This is a genomic window from Hydrogenophaga intermedia, from assembly GCF_023715105.1.
GTDB classification, from domain to species: domain Bacteria; phylum Pseudomonadota; class Gammaproteobacteria; order Burkholderiales; family Burkholderiaceae_C; genus Hydrogenophaga; species Hydrogenophaga intermedia_A.
In genome coordinates, this window is record NZ_JAMBNO010000005.1 from 52782 (window position 1) to 79058 (window position 26277).

General features: G+C 69.7%; 18 protein-coding genes and 1 other RNA gene. 6 read left to right on the forward strand and 13 right to left on the reverse strand.

Features of this window, described 5'->3' with window-relative positions:
* Positions 1-107: 107 nt before the first annotated feature.
* The gene (locus tag M3149_RS06030; protein WP_251708429.1) at positions 108-1649 is read right to left on the reverse strand and encodes a toll/interleukin-1 receptor domain-containing protein; all 1542 of its coding nucleotides are present in this window, start codon (positions 1647-1649) and stop codon (positions 108-110) included.
* Between the two features lie 152 nt (positions 1650-1801).
* On the opposite strand from M3149_RS06030, the gene moaA reads away from it, so the two are divergent.
* The 3 genes from moaA to moeA are packed head-to-tail and all read left to right on the forward strand — an operon-like array spanning position 1802 to position 4880.
* Positions 1802-2917: a GTP 3',8-cyclase MoaA gene (gene moaA, locus M3149_RS06035; RefSeq protein WP_251708430.1), complete on the forward strand. Its 1116-nt coding sequence runs from the start codon at positions 1802-1804 to the stop codon at positions 2915-2917.
* A 41-nt stretch (positions 2918-2958) separates the two neighbouring features.
* Positions 2959-3603, forward strand: a complete 645-nt coding sequence (gene mobA, locus M3149_RS06040) for a molybdenum cofactor guanylyltransferase MobA (RefSeq protein ID WP_251708431.1) — start codon at positions 2959-2961, stop codon at positions 3601-3603.
* Positions 3600-4880: a molybdopterin molybdotransferase MoeA gene (gene moeA, locus M3149_RS06045; RefSeq protein ID WP_251708432.1), complete on the forward strand. Its 1281-nt coding sequence runs from the start codon at positions 3600-3602 to the stop codon at positions 4878-4880. Before mobA ends, moeA begins: the two co-directional genes overlap by 4 nt.
* 330 nt (positions 4881-5210) lie before the next feature.
* Here moeA and M3149_RS06050 read toward each other — a convergent pair whose 3' ends face one another.
* The 4 genes from M3149_RS06050 to M3149_RS06065 form a co-directional block, all read right to left on the reverse strand.
* The gene (locus M3149_RS06050; RefSeq protein WP_251708433.1) at positions 5211-8300 is read right to left on the reverse strand and encodes an efflux RND transporter permease subunit; all 3090 of its coding nucleotides are present in this window, start codon (positions 8298-8300) and stop codon (positions 5211-5213) included.
* 28 nt (positions 8301-8328) lie between these two features.
* Positions 8329-9516, reverse strand: a complete 1188-nt coding sequence (locus M3149_RS06055; protein WP_251708434.1) for an efflux RND transporter periplasmic adaptor subunit — start codon at positions 9514-9516, stop codon at positions 8329-8331.
* Between the two features lie 157 nt (positions 9517-9673).
* A complete protein-coding gene (gene rnhA / locus M3149_RS06060; RefSeq protein ID WP_251708435.1) occupies positions 9674-10108 on the reverse strand; it encodes a ribonuclease HI in 435 nt (144 codons plus the stop codon).
* Between the two features lie 35 nt (positions 10109-10143).
* On the reverse strand, positions 10144-10911 hold the full coding sequence (locus M3149_RS06065) for a class I SAM-dependent methyltransferase (RefSeq protein ID WP_251708436.1): 768 nt from the start codon (positions 10909-10911) through the stop codon (positions 10144-10146).
* A gap of 74 nt (positions 10912-10985) precedes the next feature.
* Here M3149_RS06065 and gloB point away from each other — a divergent pair, with 74 nt between their 5' ends.
* Both gloB and M3149_RS06075 read left to right on the forward strand, forming a co-directional pair.
* Entirely contained in the window at positions 10986-11759 is a 774-nt protein-coding gene (gene gloB / locus M3149_RS06070; protein WP_251708560.1) for a hydroxyacylglutathione hydrolase, read from the forward strand.
* Positions 11756-13384: a transglycosylase SLT domain-containing protein gene (locus M3149_RS06075; protein ID WP_251708437.1), complete on the forward strand. Its 1629-nt coding sequence runs from the start codon at positions 11756-11758 to the stop codon at positions 13382-13384. The genes gloB and M3149_RS06075 overlap by 4 nt, the downstream gene beginning before the upstream one ends.
* A gap of 24 nt (positions 13385-13408) precedes the next feature.
* Here the strand turns inward: M3149_RS06075 and M3149_RS06080 are convergent, their stop codons facing one another.
* The 4 genes from M3149_RS06080 to dnaX form a co-directional block, all read right to left on the reverse strand.
* A complete protein-coding gene (locus tag M3149_RS06080) occupies positions 13409-14464 on the reverse strand; it encodes an ABC transporter substrate-binding protein (protein WP_251708438.1) in 1056 nt (351 codons plus the stop codon).
* A gap of 153 nt (positions 14465-14617) precedes the next feature.
* The gene (recR, locus tag M3149_RS06085) at positions 14618-15220 is read right to left on the reverse strand and encodes a recombination mediator RecR (RefSeq protein WP_251708439.1); all 603 of its coding nucleotides are present in this window, start codon (positions 15218-15220) and stop codon (positions 14618-14620) included.
* Between the two features lie 13 nt (positions 15221-15233).
* Positions 15234-15566 (reverse strand): YbaB/EbfC family nucleoid-associated protein, encoded by a 333-nt coding sequence (locus M3149_RS06090; RefSeq protein WP_251708440.1) that lies wholly within the window; start codon positions 15564-15566, stop codon positions 15234-15236.
* Between the two features lie 18 nt (positions 15567-15584).
* Positions 15585-17522, reverse strand: coding sequence for a DNA polymerase III subunit gamma/tau (dnaX, locus tag M3149_RS06095; protein ID WP_251708441.1), 1938 nt, complete (start codon positions 17520-17522; stop codon positions 15585-15587).
* A 69-nt stretch (positions 17523-17591) separates the two neighbouring features.
* Here dnaX and ffs point away from each other — a divergent pair.
* An RNA gene (ffs, locus tag M3149_RS06100) (signal recognition particle sRNA small type) lies at positions 17592-17688 on the forward strand.
* A 142-nt stretch (positions 17689-17830) separates the two neighbouring features.
* On the opposite strand, the gene M3149_RS06105 is transcribed toward ffs, so the two are convergent.
* The 4 genes from M3149_RS06105 to M3149_RS06120 form a co-directional block, all read right to left on the reverse strand.
* Entirely contained in the window at positions 17831-18847 is a 1017-nt protein-coding gene (locus M3149_RS06105; protein ID WP_251708442.1) for a hypothetical protein, read from the reverse strand.
* Positions 18848-18994: 147 nt separating this feature from the next.
* Entirely contained in the window at positions 18995-20269 is a 1275-nt protein-coding gene (locus tag M3149_RS06110; protein ID WP_251708443.1) for a TIGR03862 family flavoprotein, read from the reverse strand.
* Positions 20266-23595, reverse strand: coding sequence for a UvrD-helicase domain-containing protein (locus M3149_RS06115; RefSeq protein ID WP_251708444.1), 3330 nt, complete (start codon positions 23593-23595; stop codon positions 20266-20268). The genes M3149_RS06110 and M3149_RS06115 overlap by 4 nt, the downstream gene beginning before the upstream one ends.
* On the reverse strand, positions 23592-26186 hold the full coding sequence (locus M3149_RS06120) for a PD-(D/E)XK nuclease family protein (protein WP_251708445.1): 2595 nt from the start codon (positions 26184-26186) through the stop codon (positions 23592-23594). Before M3149_RS06120 ends, M3149_RS06115 begins: the two co-directional genes overlap by 4 nt.
* Positions 26187-26277: the final 91 nt, after the last annotated feature.

Here is a 26277-nt window from a genome sequence, read left to right on the forward strand (position 1 = left end):
CAACGGCGCCCAAGCCGCGAACCACAACGGCCCGCGCAGTCCACAGCACCTGTCGAACAATCTAGGCGTGCGCGCGGCGCGCGCCTTGATGCGCGTCAACCACGCGCTCAGCCACCGCGCCGGGCGACCAGTTCGAACAGGTCGCGCTCGATCTCCTGGCCGGCAGCGCTGATTACCCGGCGCTGCATGCGCACGTAGCGCTGCACCTCGGGCGCGTACCAGACGAGGTAGTGCACACGCACCGGTTCGATGTTGATCGACGCCACGCCACCATTGGCGGTGCGGCTGCTCCATACCTCCACCTTCACCGCATCGAAGCGCCCGGCCGGCACCGTCACCGCCTCGTGGCCGATCGCCTGGGCCTGCGAATGCCACTGCGTCCATTGCGGGTCGATGTCGGGTGTGCTGAAGCCGCGGCCGCGCCAGCCCAGCAGCTCGGTGCTGGCCAGATAGGGGCTGAATTCCATGCCGAGACCGGGCCAGACCACGAAGCCGCCCTGGCCGGCGCGGGAGCGGCGCTGCACGGGCTCGGCGGCCGCGGGGTCGCTCAAGCGATCGTCCACCACGCCGTCGCGCACCGCGCTGGTGGTGATCACCACTTCGCGATTCGGGCTCGTCGGCCACTTGCCACGCACCCGGTAGGTCCAGCTCTGGCCCGGGCGGGGCAGGCGCGAATCGACCGCAGCCGTGGTGGCCGCCACTGCGGGGGTTTCGGCCCTTGGCGTCGGTGCCGCGGCTGGCGTCGCAGCCGGTGAACGCGCCGGCGCCGGCGCCGGCGCTGGTGCTGGTGCGGTTGCAGGCGTTGGTGCTGGTGCGGTTGCAGGCGTTGGTGTTGGCGCGGGTGCGGGTGCCGGGCGCGGCGGCGGAGCCGGCACAGTGGCCGCGGGTGCCGTTGGCGCTGCGGGTGGGGTACTCACCGGGGCGGGCGGTGGTGGGCTCGGGGGCGTGCTCACGGCTGCGGGCGCCGCGGGCGGCCGGGCCGCGGTGGCGGGCGGTGTGCGCGCATCGGCGCCTGCTGCCACGGTCGCGGCTGGCGGCGCTCCCGCCACCAGCGTGTCGGGCGGTGCCGGCTCGGGCCCGCGGCCACCCAGTACCCACCAGCCGCCCAGCGCAAGGGCCGACACTGCGCCCAGGGCCGCTGCCCAGCGCGCGCCCGTGCCCTGCCCGCCTTGTCCACCGTCGTGGCCATCGCCGAGCAGGCGCTGCAAGGCCTGGATCAACTTCGCGGTGGAGCCTTCCCATTGGTTGTGGTGCACCGCGACCGCCTGGCGCCGCGCCAGGCCCTGCAAGGCTTCGGGAAGGTCTTCGGCGCGTGGCATCTGAGCGCCGTCCACCAGCACCGGCACCACGCGGATGTCACGCGACAGGGCTGCTGCCACCTCCAGGCGGATGAAATCGTGCGGATCGTCGAGGCGGCGTCGGCCCTGACCATCGCGGATGTCGAGCCACTCGTCACCGATCACCACGATGAGCACCCGGCACGAACCCACCGCTTTCTCGATCGCGGTGACGAAATCGGCACCGAGTTCGATTCCCTCGACGTCCATGAACACGCGATGGGCGCCAAACTGCGCCACCAGCCGGTCGTACAGGCGCCCGGCATAGCCCGACGCGTCGTCGCGCCGGTAACTGATGAAGATCCCGTCCAAGTGGCACCTCCATGCCACCCCGACGGAGGGCGGCCAGCCCATTCTAGGACGGCGTGGCGGTGCCACAGACGCGTTCGCGCAGGGCAATGTCCCCCGGATGGGTGGGGCTGTGCCCGGGCATGCGTCTGCGGGGCATCGCCCATAATTGCCGGATGTCCGAACGCGTGATTCCCCTGATCGATCAGCGCCTGCAGACGCGAGCTGCGCAGGTGCCGGCGCAGCCTGTACCCGCCACCGGCCTGCTGGGCGACGCCCTGGGCCGGCCGCTGCGCGATCTGCGCATCAGCGTCACCGACCGCTGTAACTTCCGCTGCAGCTACTGCATGCCCAAGGAGATCTTCGACAAGGATTACCAGTACCTGCCGCACAGCGCGCTGCTCAGTTTCGAGGAGATCACGCGCGTGGCCCGCGTGTTTGTGGCACATGGCGTGCAAAAGCTGCGCCTGACCGGAGGCGAGCCGCTGCTGCGCAAGAACCTGGAGATCCTGATCGGGCAACTGGCCGCGCTGCGCACCCCCGAGGGCAAGCCGTTGGACATCACGCTCACCACCAACGGCTCTCTGCTCAAGAAGAAAGCCCAGGCCTTGAAGGAAGCCGGCCTGCAGCGCGTGACCGTGAGCCTGGACGGCCTGGACGATGCGGTGTTCCGCGCCATGAACGACGTCGACTTCCCGGTCGCCGATGTGCTCGAAGGCATTGCCGCGGCGCGAGCGGCCGGGCTGGGCCCGATCAAGGTGAACATGGTCGTCAAGCGCGGCACCAATGACGACCAGATCTTGCCGATGGCGCGCCATTTCAAGGGCAGCGGCATCGTGCTGCGCTTCATCGAGTACATGGACGTGGGCGCCACCAACGGCTGGCGCATGGACGAGGTACTGCCCAGCGCCGAGGTGGTGCAGCGCATCCACCGCGAGATGCCGCTGGTTCAGCTGGAACCCTCGGCGCCGGGCGAGACCGCGGAACGCTGGGGCTATGCCGACGGCAGCGGTGAGATCGGCGTCATCAGCAGCGTCACGCAAGCCTTCTGCCGCGACTGCAACCGAGCCCGCCTGTCCACCGAAGGCCAGCTCTATCTGTGCCTGTTTGCCACCCACGGGCACGACCTTCGCCACCTGATCCGCGGCGGCGCCAGCGACGAACAGCTGGCCAGCGCCATCGGCGCCATCTGGCAGCAGCGCGACGACCGCTACTCCGAACTGCGCGCCTCGCTGCCACCGGACGCATCGAGCGGCACACGCCGCGTCGAAATGTCCTACATCGGAGGCTAGCCCTCCAACGGCCGCCGCGGGCGGTCACCATCGAAGACACCATGATCGAACAGAACCAGATCACCGCCATGGTCCTCGCCGGGGGCCGTGGCTCACGCATGGGCGGGGCCGACAAAGGCCTGCAGAACTTCAACGGCACGCCGCTGGCGCTGCATGCGCTCATGCGCCTGCAATTGCAGGAGGGCGGGCTGATCGGCGATCTCATGCTCAATGCCAACCGCAACCTTGCCGCTTACGAGGCCTTCGGCGTGCCCGTGTGGCCCGACTCGTTGAGCGACTACGCCGGGCCGCTGGCGGGCTTCCTCACCGGGCTGGAGCGCGCCGAACTGCCCTACTTGCTGACGGTGCCCTGCGACGTACCGCGCTTCCCCGCCGATCTGGTGCAGCGCCTGGCCGCGGCCTTCGACGACCCGGCCACCGAGATCGCGATGGTGAGCGCCCCCGAGGAAGACGGCCAGGTGCGTCCGCAGCCGGTGTTCTGCCTGATGCGCGTGGACTTGCTGGAGAGCCTGACGGCGTTCACCCAGGCCGGCGGCCGCAAGATCGACCGCTGGACCGAGCAGCACCGCACGGTGCTGGTGCCCTTCGACCAAGCGGGTGACGACCCGCACGCCTTTGCCAACACCAACACGCTCGAAGAGCTCCACCGACTCGAAAAGCAGGCGCTGGAGAAGAACGGCAGATGAAGACCATCGAGCAGATCGCCGCCGAGCTGCAGGGCTATGACCCCCAGGCGCTGACCGCGCAGCAGGTCAACGAGTTTCTGGCGCGCCTGGTGGAGCCGCTGCGCGAGACCGAAACCGAGACGGTCGGCATCTTCGATGCCCTGGGCCGCGTGCTGGCCGAGGATGTGATCTCGCCGATCAGCGTGCCGCCGCACGACAACTCCGCCATGGACGGGTTCGCATTCGCAGGCGCCGCGCTGGGCAATGCGCCACTCTCCCTGCGCAACGTGGGCACCGCGTTCGCGGGCAAGGCCTGGGCCGGCACGGTGCGGCCCGGTGAGTGCCTGAAGATCATGACCGGCGCCATCATGCCCACGGGGCTGGACACCGTGGTGCCGGTGGAATTCGTCAAGATCGACGGTGACACCGTGACCATCCCGCCAGGCGTCGTGAAGCCCGGCGACAACCGCCGTCTGCTTGGCGAAGACCTGATGGCCGGCAACGCCGCACTGCGCTGCGGGCAGACGCTGGGCCCGGCCGCGCTGGGCCTGGTGGCCAGCCTGGGGCTGCCCTCCGTGCGCGTGTTCCGCCGCGCGAAGGTGGCCTATTTCTCCACCGGCGACGAGATCCTGAGCCTGGGCGAGGCCCCGCGCGAAGGCGCGGTGTACGACAGCAACCGTTACACCGTCTTCGGCCTGCTCACGCGCATGGGGGTCGAGGTCATCGACATGGGCGTGATCCCTGACGAACCCGCACAGCTTGAAGCGGCGTTCCGCAGCGCCGCGGCGCGCGCCGACGCCATCATCACCAGCGGCGGCGTGAGCATGGGCGAGGCCGACCACACCAAGGCCATGATGAGACAACTCGGCGATGTGGCGTTCTGGCGCATCGCGATGCGCCCGGGCCGCCCGATGGCGGTGGGCCGCATTCAGGAGGCCGGCAAGTCCTCGGTGCTGTTCGGACTGCCCGGCAACCCGGTGGCGGTGATGGTGACCTTCCTCGCGTTCGTGCGCCCGGCGCTGCAGCGCCTGATGGGCGCCGAGGTTCAGGCGCCGGTGCTCCTGCAGGCCAAAAGCGGCGAAGCCATGCGCAAGAAGCCCGGCCGCACCGAGTACCAGCGCGGCACGGTGGTGCGCGAGGCCGATGGTTCCCTGGTGGCGCGCACCACCGGCAACCAGGGCTCGGGCGTGCTCAGCTCCATGGTGCAGGCCAACGGGCTGATCGTGCTGCGGCATGACCAGGGCAACGTGGCCGTGGGCGACACCGTCGAGGTCATGTTGTTCGACGGGGTGATCTGAAGGGGGTCTCCGGGGTCTCCGGGGTCTCCGGCTGCTGCGGTCGGCGCCGACCGGTATCCGGCTCCGCGACTGTCCCCCGCCCGGGGCTGCGCCCCGGACTCCTCCTTTATGTCGCTGCGCCGGACACCGATCACCGCCGACCTCGTGGCACTCGTCGGGTCTCAAATCGCCGCCCCTCAGCTCGCGGGTGTGGGGTGCTCCACGCAGCGGCATAAAGGAGGAGGACCGCGCAGCGGTCCGGGGGACAGCCGCGGAGTGGAGTACCCCGCGACCGCGAGCGTGCGAATGGTGAAGCGCAGCGCGCGAGGGGCAGCGTGACCCCGCAAGAGCTCACTTCGCCGGAATCACCTCGGCCGGCGGCGCCTCGTCGTGCATCACCGGATGCGCCGGCTGGTGCGACTTCATGCGCGAGAGCAGCGTGTACATGGTGGGCACCACGAAGATGGTGAGCAACGTGCCCACCGACATGCCGCCCACGATCACCCAGCCGATCTGCTGACGGCTCTCGGCGCCCGCACCGCTGGCCAGCGCCAGCGGAATGGCGCCCAGCACCATGGCGCCGGTGGTCATCAGGATCGGGCGCAGGCGCAGGCCGGCCGCCTTCTTCACGGCGTCGAGCTTTTCCATGCCCTGCTCGCGCAACTGGTTGGAGAACTCCACGATCAGGATGCCGTGCTTGGTGATCAAGCCCACCAGGGTGATCAAACCGATCTGGCTGAACACGTTGAGCGTGCCGCCGGTGAGCTTGAGCGCAAGCAAGGCACCCAGCATCGACAGCGGTACCGACAGCATAATGATCAGCGGATCGACGAAGCTCTCGAACTGGGCCGACAGCACCAGGTAGATGAACAGCAGCGAGAGCACGAACACCAGTGCCAGCGAGCCCGAGGCATTGCGGAACTCACGGCTCTGGCCATTGAGGTCGGTGGCGTAGCCCGCGGGCAGGATCTCGCCCGAGATCTCCTCCATGAAATCCAGCGCTTTGCCCAGCGAGTAATCGGGCGCAATGTTGGCTGTGATGGACGCGCTGCGGCGCTGGCCGAAGTGGTTGAGCTCGCGCGGCACCACCACCTCGCGGGTGGTGATCAACGAGGCCAGGGGAATCATCGCATCGCCGCGGCCGCGCACGAACAGGCGGTCGATGTCCTCGGGCGTGCTGCGGTTGGCGGAAACCGTCTGCACCACCACGTCGTACTGCTCGCCATCGCGCTTGTAGCGCGTGACGATGCGCCCGCCGAGCATGGTTTCCACGGTGCGCGCGATGGCGTCCACGCTCACGCCCATGTCGGCCGCGCGCTCGCGGTCCACGTCCATGCGGATCTCGGGTTTGTTCAGGCGCAGGTCGGTGTCGACCTGCACGATGCCGGGGTTCTGCGCCATGCGCTCCTGGAACCGGCGCACCACGCCCGAGAGGTTCTCGTAGCTGTCGCTGGTGACGATGACGAAGTTGAGCGGGCGCTCGCGAAAACCCTGGCCCAGTGACGGCGGGGTGATCGGAAAGGCGCTGATGCCGGGCAGCGCCGCCATCTTGGGCGCGATGGCGCGCGCGATCTCCATCGTGGTGCGCTCGCGGTCCTCCCAGGCCTTGCCGCGCATCACCACACTGCCCTGCGCCACCGACGGGTTGCCCACGACGGCGAAGATGCGGTCGAACTCGGGCTGTTCCTGCGCCATCTTCTCGATGGCGTTCACGTAGCGCTGCGTGTAGGCCAGCGTGGCGCCGTCGGGGCCGTTGATGTTGGCCAGCACCACGCCCCGGTCTTCCATCGGCGCGAGTTCCGACCGGGTGGTCTGCAGCAGCCACCAACTCGCGCCCGCGCTGGCGAGCATCACGCCCACCACCAGCCAGCGCGCGTTGAGCGACAGCGCCAGCAGGCGGTCGTAGCCGTTGTTGATGCGGACCAGCACGCGCTCCATGAAGCGGTCGAAGCGGCCCGGGTTGTCCACGTGCTTGAGCAGCTTGGAGCACATCATGGGCGAGAGCGTGAGCGCCACGAAGCCCGACACCACGACCGCGCCGGCCAGCGCCAGCGCGAACTCGGCGAACAGACGGCCTGTGCGACCGGGCGTGAAGGCCAGCGGCGCGTACACCGCGGCCAGCGTGAGCGTCATGGCCACAATGGCGAAACCGATCTCGCGCGCGCCCTTGATGGCAGCCTCGAACGGCTTCATCCCTTCCTCGATGTGGCGATAGATGTTTTCCAGCATCACGATCGCGTCGTCCACCACCAGGCCGATGGCCAGCACCAGCGCGAGCAGCGTGAGCGTGTTGATGGAAAAGCCGAACAGTGCCATCAGCGCGAACGAGCCGATCAGGCTCACCGGGATCGTCACCAGCGGGATGACGGACGCGCGCAGCGTGCGCAGGAACACGAAGATGACCAGCGCCACCAGCACCACGGCCTCGGCGATGGTGGTGTACACGGCCTTGATCGAGCGGTCGATGAAGATGGAGTTGTCGTTGGCGACCTCGATGCGCACGCCCTGTGGCAATTCCGCCTCGATGCGCGGCAGCATTTCCTGAACCGCGGCGGAGAGCTCCAGCGGATTGGCTGTGGCCTGGCGGATCACGCCGAGCGAGACGGCGTCGCGCCCGTTGTAGCGCACCGAAACCCGCTCGTCCTGGGGCGCCTGCTCGACGCGCGCCACATCGCCGATGCGGATGGTCTGGCCGTTGACGGTGCGGATGCCGATCTCGCGGAACTGCTCGGGCGTCTGCACGTCGGTGGCGGCGGTGACGTTGAACTCGCGTTGCGCGCTTTCGATGCGACCGGCCGGCACCTCCAGGTTGGAGCGGCGCAGTGCGTCCTCCACGTCCTGCACGGTGAGGCCGTAGGCTGCAAGGCGGTCCGGGTCGAGCCAGATGCGCATCGAATAGCGACGCTCGCCCCAGATGCGCACGTCGGCTGCGCCGGGCGCGGTCTGCAGGCGAGGCTTGATCAGGCGGTTGGCGAGGTCGCTGAGTTCCAGCGAAGAGACCGTGTCGGAATTGAGCGCCAGCCAGATGACCGGCGTGGCGTCGGCCTCGACCTTGGCGATCGTGGGCTCGTCCACGTCGTCGGGCAGGCGCTGGCGCACACGGCTGACCTTGTCGCGCACGTCGGCGGCAGCGGCATCGGGGTCGCGCTCGAGCTTGAAGCGAACGGTGATCTGGCTCTGCTCCTGGCGGCTGATGGAGGTGATGATGTCCACGCCCTCGATGCCGGCCAGCGAATCCTCCAGCACCTTGGTGACCTGGGACTCGATGACCTCGCTGGAGGCGCCGCCGAACTGTGTGGTGACGGTGACGGTGGGCTCGTCGATGCGCGGGTACTCGCGCACCGACAAACCGTTGAACGCCACCAGGCCCACCAGCACGACCAGCAGCGAGAGCACCGTGGCGAACACCGGGCGGCGAATGGCGACTTCAGGCAGTTGCATCGCGATCTCCGAAGTTGAGCCGAAGGCTTCAGTTGGTCGTGGGCGCGGCGGCGCCCGCGGCCATGTCGATCACGCGCACCGCAGTGCCGTCGCGCTGCAGGCGCTGCTGGCCGGCCACCACCACGGTGTCGCCCTCCTTCAGCCCCTTCGTGATCTGCACTTCCGCGCCGCGACGCACGCCCAGCTCCACCTCCACGCGGCGCGAGACACGCTTGCGCGCATCGCCTTGCCCCTGCTCGTCGATCAGGAAGACGAACTGGCGCCCGCCTTGTGGCACCAATGCTTCTTCCGGCACCACGAGCGCGCGGTCGTCCACCGAGAACACGGTGAGCACGCGTGCAAACATGCCGGGGCGCAGCCCGTCCCCGGGCGCCGCCGGCATTTCGGCGCGCACCGAGATCGAGCGGCCGTTCGCATCGAGCAGCGGGTCAACGGCGATCACGCGCGCGTCGTAGCGTTTGCCCGGCAGGGCATCGAGCTGCACCTGCACGCCCTGGCCCGGCGCGATCTGGTTCTGGTAGCGCTCGGGCAGGCGGAAGTCCACCGTGAGTTTCGAGGTGTCTTCCAGGTTCACGAGATCGTCGCCGTCCTTCACGTACTGGCCGAGGTTGATGCTTCGCAGGCCCAGCGTGCCGTCGAACGGCGCGGTGATGCGCATGCGCTGCAGCCGCGCCTGCGCCAGATCGACCTGGGCCTCGGCCACCTGCAGGGCGGCGCGGCTTTCGTCTACCACGCGCGCGGCCACGAAGTTCTGCGCCAGCAGCTCCTCGTTGCGCTTGAGGTTGGCGCGCGCGATCGACAACTGCGCCTGGGCCTGGCTCAGCTCAGCGCGCTGCAGCGTGTCGTCAAGCTGCACCAGCAGTTGCCCGCGCCGCACGGCAGCGCCGTCGGCAAACGCGATGCGCGAGATTCGCCCAGCGGTCTCGGGCTTGAGGGTGACACTCTGGCGCGATCGCAACGAACCGACGGCCTGGGCATCGTCCTGCAAGCGCGCTGTCTTGACCTGAACGACCTCCACGCTGGCCGGGGCACCGGCCCCGGCGCCACCGCCCGCACCACCACCGCCCGCACCACCACGCGCAGCCGGTGCCGCGCCGGCGCCCGTGCTCGCACCGGTGGCAGGCGCCTGCGGGCGTTGCTGCCACCACCAGGCCGCACCCACCGCTATCGCCAGACCAAGCACCGCCACGACTGCGGTCAGGGAAGGTTTCGCCATTGTTTTCTCACTTGCCTCGGGAGCAACGCCCGCGCGGGCGAACGGTTGCTGCGCTTACAGTGGCCGACATTTTGTCGCCTGAGTGTGAATCCCGGGTAAATACCCGCGAGCCGACTGACGGGGGTGAAGGGGTTTGGCGTGCCTCTTGTGCCTCTTGTCACGCCGGAACGCCGCGGTTGGCCAGTGCGTCGGCGCGCTCGTTGCCCGGGTCGCCCGAGTGACCCTTCACCCAATGCCAGGCGATCTTGTGGGTGCCGTCGTGCACCAGCGCGTCCAGCCGCCGCCAGAGTTCGGCGTTTTTGACCGGCTGTTTCGCCGCGGTGACCCAGCCCTTCTTCTTCCAGCCGTGGATCCACTCGGTGATGCCCTTTCGCACGTACTCGCTGTCGACGTAGAGGTCCACCGTGCAGGGACGCTTGAGCGCCGAGAGTGCCTCGATCACGGCCATCAGCTCCATCCGGTTGTTGGTGGTGTCGCGCTCGCCACCCCACAACTCTTTCTCGTGGCCATCGCTGCGCAGGAATGCGCCCCAGCCACCAGGGCCGGGGTTGCCCTTGCAGGCGCCGTCGGTATAGATCACCACGTGATTCAAGAACGGATCTCCGGTAAAAAATTCAAGGGAAGGTTTCAGCGACGGTTGGCGATCGACACCGGCGCGGTGGCCGGCGCGCGGCGGGGCTTCCAGGCCGGCCCGAGCAGGCGCATGCCGCGCACGCGCTTGATCGCCACCGCAAAGTACACGGCACCGAAGATCGGCCACCAGCGCGAGCCGGCGCGGTCCATCCAGGCGTTGCGCTGCAGCCATTGGTCGCTGCGCACCGCCGGGCGGTAGCAGCCGTAGTTCTCGCTCTCGATCTCCAGGCTCAGCAGGCGCAGCCAGTCGCGCAACCGCCAAGGGCCGATGAAGGCGCCCGACTCGGGCAGGTACAGCCGGGATGCGCCCATGGCATGCACGCCGAGCCGCTGCATGAGCCGAGCGCGTCCCTGGCGCAGGCCCCACAGGCTTGCGGGGTTGAAGCCGCAGATGACGACGCGTCCTTCGGGCACCAGCACGCGCTCGACCTCACGCAGCACGTGGTGCGGGTCGGCGCTGAACTCCAGCGTGTGTGGCAGCACCACCAGGTCCAGGGACGAGGCGGGAAACGGCAACGCCGCGGCGTCCGTCACCAGAGCAGCGGCCACGCCATCGACGGGCAGTTCTTCGTGCAAGGCCAGCCAGCGGTGCGGCATGCGGTTGGCACGCAAGGCCTGCAGCTGCGGCAGACCCAGCTGCACTGCGTTGAAGCCGAACACATCGGCCACCGCCAGGTCAAGCCGGTCCTGCTCCCAGGCCAGCAGGTACTGGCCGGGCGGGGTCGCGAACCACTCGGTCAGGCTCTGGATGTTCTCGGTCATGGGGGCAATGTCTGCGACACTTCGGGCTGTTTCGAGCGACCACGCACTCTACACGCCCCTTGCCCGCCGGCCCCATGCACCTGATCCCGATCCCGGCCTTCAACGACAACTACATCTGGATGCTGCACGACGGCGAGCGCGCGCTCGTGGTCGATCCGGGTGAAGCCAGCGGCGTGCGCCAGACGCTTGAACGCCTGGGTCTGCGGCTGGACACCATCCTCATCACCCACCACCACGCCGACCACACCGGCGGCGTGCCCGAACTGCGCGAGGTCACCGGCGCGCGCGTGATCGGCCCGGCCTTCGAGACCATGCCCGAGCCGCTGGCGCGCGTGAGCGGCGGCGACCTTGTCGACGCGCTGGGCCTGCGCTTCGAGGTGATCGACGTGCCCGGTCACACGGCTGGGCACATCGCCTACTTCTGCGCCGCGCTGGATGGGCAGCCGCTGGTGTTCTGCGGCGACACGCTGTTCTCGGGTGGCTGCGGCCGCCTGTTCGAAGGCACACCAGGCCAGATGCACGACTCGCTCGCGCGGCTGGCTGCACTGCCAGGCAACACCCGCGTGTGCTGCACCCACGAATACACCCTCTCGAACCTGGCCTTCGCGGTGGCGGTGGAGCCCGGCAACACCGCCCTGCAGGCCTATCTGGCGCAATGCCAGGCCCTGCGCGCGCGCGGGGAACCGACGCTGCCCAGCGCGATCGACATCGAGCGCGCCATCAACCCTTTTCTGCGGACCAGCGAGCCCGAGGTGGTGAAGGCCGCCCGGGCGCACGCGCCCGGCAGCGCCAGCGACCCTGTGTCGGTGCTTGCCACGCTGCGCGAATGGAAGAACGTTTTCCGATGACCCCTACCCTGCCTTGCGGGCACCCGATTCACGCCCGTGGTCCCCGCGGTGCCGCGCGCCTGGCCGCCGGCGCTGCCCTGTCCCTGCTGCTGCTTGCCGGCTGCGCCAGCACCGTCTCCCCGATCGACAACACCGCTCCCGTCCAGCCGGGCACGAGCGCCACGGCCCCGGCCGAGCCCGTGCTTCGCGGCCCCGCACAGCGCCTGCCGGCCAATGTGCCGTTGAGCGCAATCGCCGTGGCCCCCGCCGAATCGCCCGTGGTGGCCACGCTGGCCGCGCCGGCCGACCTGTGGGAGCGCATCCGCCGTGGCCTGGCCATGCGCGATCTCGACGACGATCTCGTGCGCCAGCACGAGCAGTGGTACCTCGCGCGGCCGGACTACATCCAGCGCATGACCGAGCGCTCCAGCCGCTACCTGTTCCACATTGTCGAAGAGATCGAGCGCCGCGGCATGCCGATGGAGCTTGCACTGCTGCCCTTCATCGAGAGTGCGTTCAACCCCACGGCCGTCTCCAGCGCGCGCGCAGCAGGCATGTGGCAGTTCATGCCGGCCACCGGCGCCTCGTTCGACCTCAAGCAGAACATGTTCCGCGATGACCGCCGCGACGTGCTGGCGTCTACACGCGCTGCTCTCGACTACCTCGAGCAACTGCACGGGCGCTTTGGCGACTGGCACCTCGCGCTGGCCGCCTACAACTGGGGCCAGGGCAACGTGAACCGCGCCATCACGCGCAACCAGCGTGTCGGCCGCGGCACCGGCTACCTCGACCTGGACATGCCGGCCGAGACGCGCCACTACGTGCCCAAGCTGCAAGCGGTGAAGAACATCGTGGCCACGCCACAGCGCTTTGGCGCCACCCTGCCCGACATCGGCAACCACCCGTTCTTCGACGCGGTGCCGATCGAGCGCGACATGGACGTTGCCGTCATCGCCCGCCTGGCCGAGGTGAGCGAGGCCGACTTCCGCCTGCTCAACCCGTCGCTCAAGCATCCGGTGGTGATGGCCGCCGGCACGCCGCACGTGCTGCTGCCCTGGGACAACGCCACCATCTTCCAGCGCAACCTGCAGGCGCACGCCGGGCCGCTGGCGAGCTGGACCGCCTGGGTGGTGCCGCGCACCATGAGCGCCGCCGAAGCGGCCAACCTCATGGACATGAGCGAAGCCGAGTTGCGATCGGTGAACAACATCCCGCCGCGCATGCGGCTGCGCGCGGGCTCCAGCCTGCTGGTGCCGCGCAACGGCCGCCTCGACCGCGACGTGCCGGCCCACGTGGCCGACAACGGCACCCTGAGCCTGCAGCCCGAGGCCAACACCCGCCGCGTGGTGGTGAAGGCCCGCAAGGGCGACAACCTCACGCGCCTGGCGCGCCGCCACGGTCTCAACCCCACCCAGGTGGCCAACTGGAACGGCCTGGGCGTGACCAGCGCCCTCAAGGCCGGCCAGCGCCTCACGCTGTACCTGCCCGCGCGCGCCAAACCGGCCGTGGCCACGGGCTCGCCGCGCAAGAAGCCGGTGGCCAAAGCGACGCAGACACGCAAAAAGCCCGTCGCCGCGGTGAGCAAGAAATCGACGAGCAAGACGCGGGTGGCGACGGGCAGCGCCAGCAAGGCCGCGAAAAACTGACGCTGCGTGCCTTGCACGACGCGCTCACGCCCGGAAACGCTCCTTGGCCCGGGCCGCGAACGCGTTGGTGTAAGCGCGCGCCAGATCGGCCGGTGCCATTGGCTTGAGTGTCGCCATGCGCACCGCCGTTTCGGGGCCACCCTTGGGCATCAGGCCATCGGGGGTCCAGGCCTCGCGGCTGCGCTCCACCGCAGCCAGGTAGAGCGCACGGTCTCCCTGGAAGTGGCTCTCGGGCACGGTCTTGATGAGGTCGGATGGACCGGCCGTCTGCAACCACTTGAGCGCGTGCACCATCGCGTCGGTCAGTGCCTGCGTCACGCGGGGGAACTGTTCGATGAATTCCGCCGGCGCGCTGAGGCAGCCCACCGGCACCAGACCGCCGAAGACGTCCGTGGTACCGCGCAGGTTGCGGGTGTCGGCCACCACGCGCAGCTCGCCTTGCTGCTCCAGTTGCGTGATCACCGGATCGGTGTGGCTCAAGGCATCGAGCTGGCCATAACGCAGCGCCTGCAGGGCCTGCAGCGGGCTGGCCTGCGGCAACACCTGCAACTCATCGGCACGCACGCCGTCGCGCTGCAGCACGGCCTGCAGCAGTTGCAGGCACATCGGGTCGTTGGCGCGCACGCCCACCCGGCGGCCGCGCAGATCGGCGGCCCCGCGAAACCCGGGCAAGGCCTTGGCCGACACGCCCAAGGCCACCTGCGGGGCGCGCGCCTGCACCACGAAGCTTTGCCAGCCCTGCCCCCGCAATGGGGGAGCCAGCAACTGGCCGAAGGCGCCGCACCACACGTGCGCCGCACGCCCGTGCACCGCGGCCAGCGCCTGCTGCGTGTCCGCAAATTCGCGCAGCTCCACGTCCAGGCCTTCCTCGCGGAAGTAATGCAGCTGTTCGGCCACCGTCAGCGGCAGGTTGGAGAGCGCCATGCGATGGTCCAGCGCAATGACGATGCGCGTTTCCACCAGCTTCGGGGGCAAGGCCGCCGCCCGGGGCGTAGGGGACGCCTGTGCGCGCGCCAACGGCTCCGCTGCGGCGAGCGCCAGGCCCGCGCAAGCTGCGCTCCATTGGCGGCGGTTCAACATGGCCCGATGGTCCTTCCCCGATGTGTGTGCGTCATTCGGAGACAAGGTTAGGGCCGGGGCGCGCTCGTGCCATCCGGTGGAGTCCCGAGCGGGTTTACACCGAGCACGGCGGTACGCTTGCGTCCTGCGGGACGCTGGCCAAGTCCGAGCGGCTCAGCGCCGATCGACCAGGGCGTGAGCGATGGTGCCGAGATCCACGTACTCGAGCTCGCTGCCCACCGGGACGCCGCGCGCCAGGCGCGTGACCTGCAGCCCGCGGTCCTTGAGGGCCTGCGCGATCACGTGGGCGGTGGTCTCGCCCTCTGCCGTAAAATTGGTCGCCAGGATGACCTCGCGCAGCGGCACCTCGGGGTCGGGTTCGTCGACGCGCGCAAACAGCTTGTCCAGCCCGATCTCGCGCGGCCCGACGCCGTCCAGCGGGCTGAGCTTGCCCATCAACACGAAGTACAAGCCCTTGTAGGCGCCGGTGCGCTCCATGGCGGCCTGGTCGGCCGGGGTCTCCACCACACACAGCAGGCTGCGGTCGCGCCGGGGGTCGCGGCAGGTGGGGCAGATGCTGTCTTCGGTGAAGGTGTGGCAGCGTTCGCAATGGCGCACGGTCCCCACCGCTTCGCTGAGCGCGCCGGCCAGGCGCTGGGCGCCCTCGCGGTCGTGCTGCAGCAGGTGAAAAGCCATGCGCTGGGCCGACTTCACGCCCACGCCGGGCAGGCGGCGCAGCGCGTCGATCAGGCGTTCGAGAGAACGGTTGTCGGCCAAGGTGGCGCCGGGGTCAGAACGGGAACTTCATGCCCGGGGGCATGCCGGGCATGCCAGCGGTGAGCTTGCCCATCTTCTCGTTGCTGGTTTCCTCGGCCTTGCGCACCGCAGCGTTGAAGGCGGCGGCCACCAGGTCTTCAAGCATGTCCTTGTCGTCGGCCAGCAGGCTTGGGTCGATGGTGACGCGCCGCACGTCGTGCTTGCAGGTCATCACGACCTTGACCAGGCCCGCACCGGACTCGCCGGTCACCTCGATATGCGCCAGTTCTTCCTGCGCCTTCTTGAGGTTGTCCTGCATGGCCTGGGCCTGCTTCATCAGGCCGGCGAGTTGTCCTTTGTTGAACATGGGGGAAATCCTTGGGTATCAGTGGGAAGTCAGTGGCTTGAGCGAGCCGGGCACGATTGTGCCGCCGAAGTCGCGCATCATCGTCTGCACGAAGGGGTCGGCCAGGATCTGCTGCTCGGCCTCTCGCTGGCGGCGTTCGGCCTCGGCGGCGTTGCGCCGCGCCGGCGAATCGCTCACGGCGCCCTGCTCCACCGCCAGTTCCACCGCGTGACCGATGGACTGCAGGGCTGCGGCAAGGCGCTCGCGGTTGCTGCCCTGGTTGAGCGACTCGCGCTCGATGCGCAGCAACCAGCGCGCACCCTCGCGCGACACCAGTTGCGACTGCAGCGCGAGCTCGCGCACCAGGGCCGAAACCGCGCCGGCATCGATGAGCTGCTGCACCACAGCGGCCCAGAACTCACCTTCGGGCGTGGGCACCAGGGGGGTGCTCGGGCGAGGTTGGTCAAGCCGGCCGGGCACGCCCGCGTCGCGCACCGGCACCTGCACCACACGAGGCGCGGGCCGATGGGTTGAAACGACCGCGGCGGCTGGGGGAGGCGATGCGTCCCAGGGCGGCGCATCCTCCTCGGGCTCGGGCCAGGGGGCATCGTCGGCGGGTGGCTCGTCCGCCAGCACCGGGCGAGGGACGGGTGCGGCGGGGGCGGGTGTGGACGTCGGTGCGGGTGTCGGTGCAGGTGTTGGTGCCACCACCGCTTGCGGCGCGGCAACCGGTACGGCTACCGGCGTGGGTGCAGGTCCGGGTGCAGGTCCGGGCGCAGGGATGGCTTCTGGTATCGGTGCGGCTGCAGCCGGTGCGGTCGCAACCGACGGCCGCGCCTCAGCGGGCTTCAGCGGAGTTTTTTTTTCCGCCGTACCCGCGGGCTTGAAGGCCAGCAGGCGCAGCAGCACCATGGTCAGCCCGGCGTATTCGTCTGGCGCCAGCCCCAGTTCGGTGCGTCCGTGCAGGCACAGGCTGTAAAGCAGTTGCGTCTCATCGGCCGGCAAGGCGTGCGCCAGTTGCGCGATCTGCGCCTCGTCGGGGTCGCTGCTGGCGCCCAGCGCCTCGGGCGCGCTCTGGTGCACCGCCATGCGCTGCAGCACGCCCGTCATCTCCTCCAGGGTGGAGGCGGCATTCAGGCCGTTCAGGCGCAGTGCTTCCACCGTCTGCACGACGCTCGCGCCATCGCCCTGCGCCAGCGCATCGATCAGGCGAAACGCGTGGCCGCGGTCCACGGCGCCAAGCATCTGCCGCACCGGCGCTTCGAGCAATTGGCCGTTGCCGAACGCGATGGCCTGGTCGGTGAGCGAGAGCGCGTCGCGCATGGAGCCGCGCGCGGCACGCGCCAGCAGGCGCAGCGCCGCTGGCTCGGCGTTTACCTGCTCGGACTGCAGCACCTGTTGGAGGTGCTCGGCCACGGTCTCGGGCGCCATCGGCCGCAGGTTGAACTGCAGGCAGCGCGACAGCACGGTGACCGGCACTTTCTGCGGGTCGGTCGTGGCGAGCACGAACTTGAGGTATTCCGGCGGCTCCTCCAGCGTCTTCAACATCGCGTTGAACGCGGTGTTGGTGAGCATGTGGACCTCGTCGATCATGAAGACCTTGAAGCGGCCCTGCACCGGCTTGTAGACCGCCTGCTCCAGCAGCGACTGCACCTCGTCCACGCCGCGGTTGGAGGCGGCGTCGAGTTCGGTGTAGTCGACGAAGCGGCCGGCATCGATGTCGGTGCAGGCCTGGCACACACCACAGGGCTCGGCGGTGATGCCGCCCTGCCCGTCAGCACCCACGCAATTGAGCGACTTGGCCAGAATGCGCGAGACCGTGGTCTTGCCCACGCCGCGCGTGCCGGTGAACAGATAGGCATGGTGCAGCCGCTGGCTCTGCAAGGCATTGGACAGCGCCTGCACCACGTGGCCCTGGCCCACCATCTCGCGGAAGTTGCGCGGGCGGTACTTGCGGGCCAGAACGACGTAAGACATGCGGGCGATTCTATGCGGGGGGTCCACGCCTTCATGAGGGCTTTACAGCCGTCGCCTACAATCACCAGCGACGGGCCTTCCCGCATGGTGAAGCGGCCAACCGGGTCAGGTGGGGAACCAAGCAGCCCTAACCGTGAAGCCAGTGCCGGGGTCAAGGCTCGTCACCTTATTTCGCCTCCCCTGCCCACGTGCCATGGCAACGTCGCCGCCGGCACGGCGCTGACCGACAGGACTTCAGCGCACCGAAAAACGAAACGGGGGATGCCATCGGGCATCTCCCGTTGCTCATGGTGCCGGGGACGCGGCAATCAGGCCGACTGCTCGCGCATCGCGTTCTCGTATTGCTGCGCCAGCTCGTTATACAAGCCCATGTAGAAGGCGGCCTGACCCGGTTTCATGTCCCGCAGGAAGCTGGTGTTGAAGCACAGATGGTGAAGGGCTTCGAGCCGCCCGGACGGCCCCTCGAACTTGCGGTCACCCAACTGATTCATCGGCATCAGTCGATTGCCTGACAGCTTCTCGGTGTTGCCCGAGGAGATGAATCTGACCAGATCCGACACCTGGCCATGGGCCCGGGGCTCGTGATAGTCGTGGGCTTGTCGCATCTGCTGGGTGAATTCTTTCACCGCGTCTGCGTCGCTGAATGGGCCGGTGTGCGCATCGTGGTTGCGCGTCAGTCGCTTGTAGTGCTCTTCCAACTTGTAGGGCGTGGCCGCGGCGAAAGGCGCCGGCCCCACTCCCGCCAGCAGCCCGTCGATCTCGCTGAGATCCGGCTTCTTGGCTGGCGTGATGACCATTGCTTGCGGTTCCGGCTCCTGGGTCGGCGTGGGGGTGGGCTGTGTGGTGCGGGACAGTTCTTTCGCCTTCTCGAACGCCAGGGCACCCAGGTGATTCCCGGGCGGGTCGTTCTGCTTCTGATATTCATCGAAAGACTTGTCCTGCGGATTGGCCAGCTTCTTGATGGCCAGACGCAGCCCCTCGGTCACTTCGAATTCACCCTGGCCCGGTCGGGCGCCCAAAAACAAACACGCCGCGGCCCGTCGCACGCCCGGATCCGGATGAAGCAGGTTGTCCAAGCCCAATTGAGCGAAGAAATCCCGCGTGTCGGCATCGATTCGATGCCCGCCCAGCTTGCGTTGAAGCCAATTGGGGGGGGTGAATGACAACGCTTTCGTGCCGAAGCGCTTGTGCAGAAAAACACGCGCGGCCTGCGGGTGTTTGCTGAGGGCTTTGTCCGCCGCCTTTGCGGTGGCGCTGCCCTTTTCAGGGGGCTCCTTCAAAGGGGCATGGGAATGCAGCTTGGAGCTTGAAGTGCGTGAAACCATGAATCAACTCTCTGGAATGGCGATGGCAGGGGAGCGGGCGATTGCAATCTCCGCTCTGGCTCGCGTTGAGTAACCGGTCGGGCGCCAAAGGTTCATCGGCGCCATCCGCGCAGGCGGCGGCATGGCCACCCGGCCGAGCCGGCGTGCTCAGGCTGGCCTGCGCAGCCAGCGCCCCAACCCATCTGCGGCCCATGCCCCGCTGGCCAGACTGGCCGTGAGCAGGTAGCCGCCGGTGGGAGCGTCCCAGTCGAGCATTTCCCCGGCCACAAACAGGCCAGGCCGAGCGCGTGCCATCAGGCGTTCGTCGAGCGCTTCAAAGCGCACGCCACCGGCGCTGCTGATGGCCTCGGCCACGGGGCGCGCGCGCAGCAGCCGAAGCGGCAGCGCCTTGATGGCGGGTGCCAGGCGCACCGGGTCGTGCAGTGTGTCGCGGTCCAGGCATTCGTGCAACAGCGCGAGCCGGATGCCGTCGAGCCCGAGACGGCCCTTCAGGTGGCTGGAGAGACTGCGCGAGCCGCGCGGGTGGGCGACTTCAGCGCGCACCCGCTCGGCGCTGTGGTCAGGCAACAGATCGACCCACAGCGTGGCAATGCCTTCTCGAGCGATGCGTTCGCGCAGCGCGCCCGAAAGCGCATAGACCAGGCTGCCTTCGATGCCCGTGGCAGTGGCCACGAATTCACCGCGATGCCAATGCCGCCCGGTGGGCTCATCGAGCGCGAGCGCCACCGTCTTGAAGGGCTGGCCGGCCCAGCGCTGCGAAAAGAGCGCGCTCCACCCCTCGGCCACACCATGCACCGGCGAGCCCGCGATATCGAACCCGCAGTTGCTGGGTTCGAGGGCTGTCACATCGATGCCCGCGTCGCGCAGCCGGGGCACCCAGGCACCATCGGAGCCCAGGCGCGGCCAGCTCGCGCCACCGAGTGCGAGCACCGTGGCGCGTGGGCGCACGCTGGCCTCGCCCTCAGGCGTTGCGAAGCGCAAGACGCCATCGGGGGCGAAGCCGATCCAGCGGTGGCGCATGTGAAAGCGCACCGGCGCGCCGCCGGGCGCAGGATGGCGCAGGCGGTGCAGCCAGGCCCGCAGCAGCGGCGCGGCCTTCATGTCGGTGGGGAACACGCGCCGCGAGCTGCCCACGAAGGTGGCAATCCCCAGGCTCGCCGCCCAGTCGCGCACGGCCTGCGGGCCCAGGTGCTCGAGCATGGGGCGCAACACGCTGGCGCGCGTCCCGAAACGCGACACGAAGGGCTCGAAATCCTCGGCGTGCGTGAGATTGAGCCCGCCCTTGCCTGCGAGCAGGAACTTGCGGCCCACCGAGGGCATGGCGTCGAACAGATCGACCGCCACACCGGCGCGTGACAGCACCTCGGCGGCCATGAGGCCCGCCGGGCCGCCGCCCACGATGGCCACGTCGATATCGCTCATGGGGCGTCCAGTTCGATGAAGCGCCCTTGCGCGGTGATGAAGGCCAAACGCACCGTGCCGCCCTGCTGGGTGGCCTGCAGTGCCGCACGGTAGCCGCGCAGTTGCTCGCGGTGTTCGGCCACGGTGTGGGGGGCGTCGTGGGATTTGAAGTCGATGACCCACCACACGCCACTGGCGCCCTCGCGCACCAGACGGTCCAGACGCAGGGCCTGCCCCTGATGGACCAGGTCGACCTCGTTGCCCCAGTGGTCGATGCGCGTCGGGTCCCAGGCCCAGGCGGCCTCGCCCCGCACGATGCGGCGCGCCGCAGCCAGGGCGTCGGCGCTGCGCGCGGCGTCCAGCGCGTGTTCGCGCTCGATGGCACGCTGGTGGGTGTCGTCCCAATCGAAGCCCGCGGCGGGCGTTGGGCACCACTGCAGCAAGCGGTGCACCGCCTGGCCCCAGCGCGTGGCGGGGTCGTCATCGGGGGCCATGACGGGAGGTTCTGGCTCGGGCGCCGCGCGCAACGCCGGCAGGCCGTGCAGCACCCAGGGGGCGGCGCTGCCGGCATCGGTGCTCGCCAGGGGCGCAGGGGCCTCCTGTGGCGTGGCAACGGGCGACAGACGCGCCCACCACGTGGTCTGTGCGGGCGCCTGGTGCGGCTCGAAATGCGACACCACCAGCCGCTCGGCCGCGCGCGTCATGGCCACGTAGAGCGCATTGAGTTCTTCCAGCGATCGTGCACGCCGCTCGGCATCGAGCAAAGGCTGGGCACACAGCGGTGCGGCTTTTTCATGGGTGAGGAAGACGAAGCGCTGCGGATGGGCCGCTTCGCCCGGCCAGTCCACGAGAACCCCGGTGGTTTCGGGCCGCGAGGGCGCAGCATGGGTGTCGAGCAGCAGCACGGTGTGCGCCTCCAGCCCCTTCGCGCCGTGGATGGTGAGCAGACGAACGGCGCCCGGTGCGGCCACCGGCGCCAGGGTGAGGCCCCCCGCGCGCACGGCGCGCACCAGGCGGTAGGCGGTGAGGTACCGCCCGCCTTCGTGCTGCAGCGACAAGGCCAGCAGCGCCTGCAATTGCGCCAGCACCCCGGCGCGCTGGGCGGCGGGCGCGGCCCGGGCATAACGCGCCGGCAGTTCGCCCTCGCGAAAAATGCGGCTCAGTGCGTCGTGCGGTGGCAGTGCCCGCAAGGCGGCCTGCCAGCCGGCCCAGCGTTCGGCGGTGTCGCGCCACAGGGCGGGGGCGTCAGGAGTGCGCGCCGTGTCGCGCAACACGTCCCACCAGGTGGGCACGTCGCGCGCCGTCCCACGGGGCATCTCATCGGCTGTGTCCGGTGCCTGCGAACCCCGCACGCGTTGCACTTGTTGCGCCAGGAGCACCAGTTCGTCGTCGCCCCAACCACCGATGGGCGAGCGCAGCGCGCGCGCCAGGCTGAGGTCGTGCCCCGGCGAGACCAGGGCGTCGATGAGGGCGATGACGTCCTGCACCGCGGGGGCGTCGGCCAGGTCGGTCTTCTCGGGCTCATCGCTGGCAATGCCACGCTCGCGCAGCGCCTCGTGCATCCAACCCAGTCGCTCGCGCTTGCGCGAGAGCACCATCACCTGATCGGCGCTCACGCGGCCCGCCGCAATTTCGGCGGCGATCCAGTCGGCCGCCTGGCGCGCTTCGAGCGTGCTCATGGCGTCCTCGGGCGGGTGTCGCGCTTGGGTGAGGCTGTCGCGCCAGGTGCTGGCGTCGGCTTCGGCGCGCACGCGCGCGCTGCGCGCCACCTCGGGCAAGGCCAGCACCGCACCGGCCTCCTTGCTTGCGGTGGTGTGCGGGCGAAAAGCGGCGCCGACGGCCTCGCCGTAGTCGCCATCGTTCACCGCGCGCGACATCACCGCATTCACGGCGTCCACCACGGCCACCGCGCAGCGGCGCGTGTGGTCGCAGGCCAGCAGCGCCCCGCCCAGGCCCTGCACCACGAAGGCCTGGGCGGCGCGAAACACTTGCGGCTCGGCGCGTCGAAAGCGGTAGATCGACTGTTTGGGGTCGCCCACCAGGAACACACTGGGTGCCTCGCCCGCCCCCGCGCCGGCATAGGCTGACAGCCAGCCGTACAGCGCCTGCCATTGCAAGGGGTTGGTGTCCTGGAACTCGTCGATCAGCAAGTGGCGCACGCGCGCGTCCAGGCGCTGCTGCAGCCAGCCCGAGAGCTCGGCGTCGCCCAGCAATCGGCGCGCCGCGCCTTCCACGTCGTTCATGTCGACCCAGCCGCGCTCGCGCTTGAGCTCGGCCAGGCAGGTGAGGAAGCGACGCGTGAGGCGCGCCATGCGCTGGTGATGCGCCCAGGCGGTGTGCTGCCGCTCGGCTGCGCACAGGGCCTGCAGTTCAGCCTCGGCGGCTTCGGCGGCCGGGAACTTCTGCAGATTCTTGCTCAAGCGGTCTTCGTCTTTCACGAAGAAGGCCTTGCGCAGCCGCGCCAGCCGCTCGGGCGCGCGTTGCGGCTCGTCTGGCAACAAGAAAGCATCGACCACCGCGTCGGCAGCCTTGCGCGGTGTGGCGTTGGCCTCGCGGCCCAGCGCGCTGGCGCGCTCGTGCCAGCGCTGGCGCGCTTCGGCGTTCAAGAGCGACAGCGCGGGCCGCTCCAGCGTTGCCCATTGCGGGTAGAGCGCACCAAAGGGTTCCACACTGTGTTCCACCACGCCGGCCTCGTCGGCAAGCGTGAACTCCACGCGCTTGCCCGCGGCCTTGCGCAAGGCCTCCACGGTGTTGTGGCGGCCGATCTCGGCCACGCTGGCAAAGAAGTCGGCCTGCAGCGCGAGGTCGGACGCGAGCGCCGCGAAGAAGCGCGGCCAGGTGCGTTCGATCAAGGGCGCGTCGTCCTGCTGCAGCTCATACGATGGCGGCAGACCGAGCGACTGCAGCAGCGACAGCGGTGCAGCGCGCAGCAAGGCCGCAAACCAGCCGTGAAAGGTAAGCAGCTGCACCGGGCGGCCTTGCGCCCGCAGGCGCGCCTGCAGCCCGCGCGCGGGCTGCAGCAGCATCCGGGCTGTCGCGCCATCCAGACCGCGTTGGCACAACGCGTCGTGAAGTTCGTTGTCGTCGAGCGTGGCCCAGCGCGCCAGCTCCTGCTGCAGGCGCTCGCGCATCTCGCCGGCCGCCTTGTTGGTGAAGGTGATGGCCAGGATGTCCTGCGGCTGGGCACCCGCGAGCAGCGCGCGCAGGATGCGCGAGACCAGCATCCAGGTCTTGCCGGCGCCCGCGCAGGCCTCGATCGCGACGCTGCGCGACGGGTCGCAGGCGCGTGCGTAGAAGGCCTCGGACGGTACCTGGCGGCCATCGATGCGGTAGGCCAGCCCGCTCATGAGAGGAAATCCTTTCGGCACAGACCGCGCGCTGCGCAGTGGTCGCAGGTGCTGCCTTCGCCGAGTGCGGGCATGGGCGCGCCAGCGGCCATGCGCTCGAGGTCGCTCACCAGGCCTTGCAGCAGCGCGTCGCGCGCGGCCAGCACCTCGGGCTGCTCCACCAGCAGCGCCGCGTCGTCCGGGCCGCTGCGGGTGTCGGTGAGGCTGAGGTAGGCCGCACGCAGCGCGGGCGCGCCCAGCAGTGCCGCGTAGAACGCGAGCTGCGTGTCCTCGAAGGGCTGCTTCACGCGATCGCGGGTGGTGGGGCGGCTTTCGGTCTTGCAGTCGATCACCAGCGGCAGCGCGCCGGGAGCGTCGTCGATGCGGTCGAGCCGGCCCTGCAGCGTCCAGCGCCCGGCGCGCGCTTCGTGCGCCGCTTCGGCCTCGACGAAGCGATGTCCCTGCGCTTCATGCGCCTGCAGCCAGCGCAGGTAGCCCTCGCGCAGCGCCGGCCATTGCGCGCGATACGGCAGAAAACCGGCGGCACCGGCCTCGTGCGTAAGGCCCATGCGCGCGGCCTCCTGCTCGGCCAGGGCGTCGAGCGCCGCACGGTCGGCCGCTTCACCGGGCCGCGCGTCACGGCGTGCTTCATGGAATGCCCGCAGCACGTTGTGCAGCCAGTTGCCCAGGTCGCGCGCATCGGCCTCGGTGTCGAGCTCCTCGGCTTCACTCAGGCGCAACTGGCGCAACGCGAAGAAGCGGTAAGGGCAGCGCCGCAAGTCCTCGTAGGCGCTGGCGGACAGGCGCTCGGGCACAAGCCCGGGCGCGCTCGGCTGCGGCGCCGGCGTGCCGCGCGATGCGATCTCCTGCGGCTCGAGTGCGACGGCATCGGGCTGAAGTGACAAGGCGTCCAGCAACGGGCTGGGCAAGCGCGGCTCCCCCCCGTCGTGGGAACGCCAGAGCAGATCGAGCGGCGTGCCGTCGAACAAGGTGGCCCATGCCGATGCCTGGGCGGCACGCAGCGCCTCGCGATCGGGCAGGCCCAGCGCCTGGCGTTGATCGCGGGTCCACGCGCCCGTGGGCTCGGGACTGGCAGGCAGGTGGCGCTCATCGCAACCCGGTGCCACCACGGCCGCGAAAGAGCGCCCCAGGCGCTGTGACAGGGGCACCACCACCACCTGGGGCGCGCCCGAAGCCCCCGACTGAAAGCCGGCGCCTTCGAGCACCTCGCGCACCCAGGCGCTGAACTGCGCCAGGCTCCAGCGGCGGCGCCCGCCCTCACCGGCCGTTTCGCCCAGCCCGTCGAGTTCGTGCGAGGCCTCTCCCAAGCGCAGGAGTGTCATCAATTGCTGGCCCGCTGCATCGGCCTTGAGCACTGCCCGCTGGCCGCTGAGTTCAAGCGCCCGATCCACATCGCGCAGCCAATGCACCAGCGGGCGCGCCGCCTGCAAGGCGCCCAGCAGCGCGTCGGCGCCCGCGGGGCGGTGGTCGGATGGTGCTGCGGCCCACAGCGACACGCCCTGGCGACGCAGCGCCCGTTCGCAACGCTGCACTTCGGTCGCATCGAAGGCGGGCGCCAGCTTGAGCCAATCGAGCACGTCGTCGCTGCTGGCGCGCGGTGCGGCCGCGCGCAACAGTGCCATGAAGGCGGCACCCGCCTGGGTGGTGGAAAGCTTCCAGCCGGCCTCGTCGCGCAAGCGCGCGCCCGCGCCCTCCAGGATCGCGCTCACACGGCGTGTGAGCAGGCGGTCGTTCGCGATCAAGGCCACGGGCGCCCGGCCCGCATTGAGGTGATCGACCACGCAGGCGGCTGCACTCAATGCCTCGTGCTCGAAATCCGTACAGGCCCGCACACGCGGCGATGCGACGACCGGTTCGCCGCTCGCCGCGCCCCACCCCAGCCGCACGCCAGCGGCACCCCAGATTTGCATCAAGGCCTCGGCCAGCGGGTCGGCCTGGTGCCCCGGCAACAGGATCAAAAGGTCGGCGTCGTTGCGCGCGGCGGGCGTCCAGAGAGCGTCGGTGTCGAAGCCGCAGGCACCCACCCAGGCCAATGCCACATGGGCAACCAACCCTTCCCAGCGCGTGTTGCCGCCGCCCGGGGGTGCCAGGGAGGCCCGCGCGGCGTCGGCCCAGGCCTGGCGCGATTGCGGGTGGCGCGCGGCCGCCAGGGGGGCGAGCTGCCCTGCCGCTTCCACCAGCCGCGCCACCAGTTCGCGGCGCAAGCCGGGCTCGACCGGTTCGCGCACCACACGATCGAGCCACCCCGCCGCCACCAGGGCATCGCGCGCCGGATCGCGGCTCCAATCCTGCGGGCCGCCCTGCCAGGGCTGCAGCAACTCGGCCCATTGCCGGGTCGTGACGAAGCGCGGCACGAGGCCCTGCATCACGCGGCCATGCGCGTGCTCCACGGCCCAGGCGCGGCGCGCCTCGGCGGCCAGGGCGCCCTGCGGCACCAGGACGACGGCCCGCGAAGCCGCAACGCTGCGCTCGCGCAACTGGGCGTCGATGCGTGCCAGTGCAACCGGCCACGAACCGCATTCGCAGTGGGCTTGCAGGTCTTGCGTGGCAAGGGCCGACTCGCTGTGAGGTCTCGCGGTCGCAGGCGTCATGAAAAAGGGGTTTCTGTCACAATGCGGCCGCTCGCGTGAGGCGTCCGTGAGGCGCGGCGATTCCGTCGCATCTTCCGTCGCATGCGTTGAA

What these genes read in the sequence shown, in the direction of transcription:
- M3149_RS06120 (WP_251708445.1), bottom strand. Translation starts at nt 26,186, where the DNA reads ATGACGCCTGCGACCGCGAGACCTCACAGCGAGTCGGCCCTTGCCACG.
- dnaX (WP_251708441.1), bottom strand. Translation starts at nt 17,522, where the DNA reads ATGTCTTACGTCGTTCTGGCCCGCAAGTACCGCCCGCGCAACTTCCGC.
- M3149_RS06115 (WP_251708444.1), bottom strand. Translation starts at nt 23,595, where the DNA reads ATGAGCGGGCTGGCCTACCGCATCGATGGCCGCCAGGTACCGTCCGAG.
- M3149_RS06075 (WP_251708437.1), top strand. Translation starts at nt 11,756, where the DNA reads ATGACCCCTACCCTGCCTTGCGGGCACCCGATTCACGCCCGTGGTCCC.
- M3149_RS06065 (WP_251708436.1), bottom strand. Translation starts at nt 10,911, where the DNA reads ATGACCGAGAACATCCAGAGCCTGACCGAGTGGTTCGCGACCCCGCCC.
- M3149_RS06110 (WP_251708443.1), bottom strand. Translation starts at nt 20,269, where the DNA reads ATGAGCGATATCGACGTGGCCATCGTGGGCGGCGGCCCGGCGGGCCTC.
- M3149_RS06105 (WP_251708442.1), bottom strand. Translation starts at nt 18,847, where the DNA reads ATGGTTTCACGCACTTCAAGCTCCAAGCTGCATTCCCATGCCCCTTTG.
- M3149_RS06080 (WP_251708438.1), bottom strand. Translation starts at nt 14,464, where the DNA reads ATGTTGAACCGCCGCCAATGGAGCGCAGCTTGCGCGGGCCTGGCGCTC.
- moeA (WP_251708432.1), top strand. Translation starts at nt 3,600, where the DNA reads ATGAAGACCATCGAGCAGATCGCCGCCGAGCTGCAGGGCTATGACCCC.
- M3149_RS06050 (WP_251708433.1), bottom strand. Translation starts at nt 8,300, where the DNA reads ATGCAACTGCCTGAAGTCGCCATTCGCCGCCCGGTGTTCGCCACGGTG.
- mobA (WP_251708431.1), top strand. Translation starts at nt 2,959, where the DNA reads ATGATCGAACAGAACCAGATCACCGCCATGGTCCTCGCCGGGGGCCGT.
- M3149_RS06090 (WP_251708440.1), bottom strand. Translation starts at nt 15,566, where the DNA reads ATGTTCAACAAAGGACAACTCGCCGGCCTGATGAAGCAGGCCCAGGCC.
- M3149_RS06055 (WP_251708434.1), bottom strand. Translation starts at nt 9,516, where the DNA reads ATGGCGAAACCTTCCCTGACCGCAGTCGTGGCGGTGCTTGGTCTGGCG.
- moaA (WP_251708430.1), top strand. Translation starts at nt 1,802, where the DNA reads ATGTCCGAACGCGTGATTCCCCTGATCGATCAGCGCCTGCAGACGCGA.
- gloB (WP_251708560.1), top strand. Translation starts at nt 10,986, where the DNA reads ATGCACCTGATCCCGATCCCGGCCTTCAACGACAACTACATCTGGATG.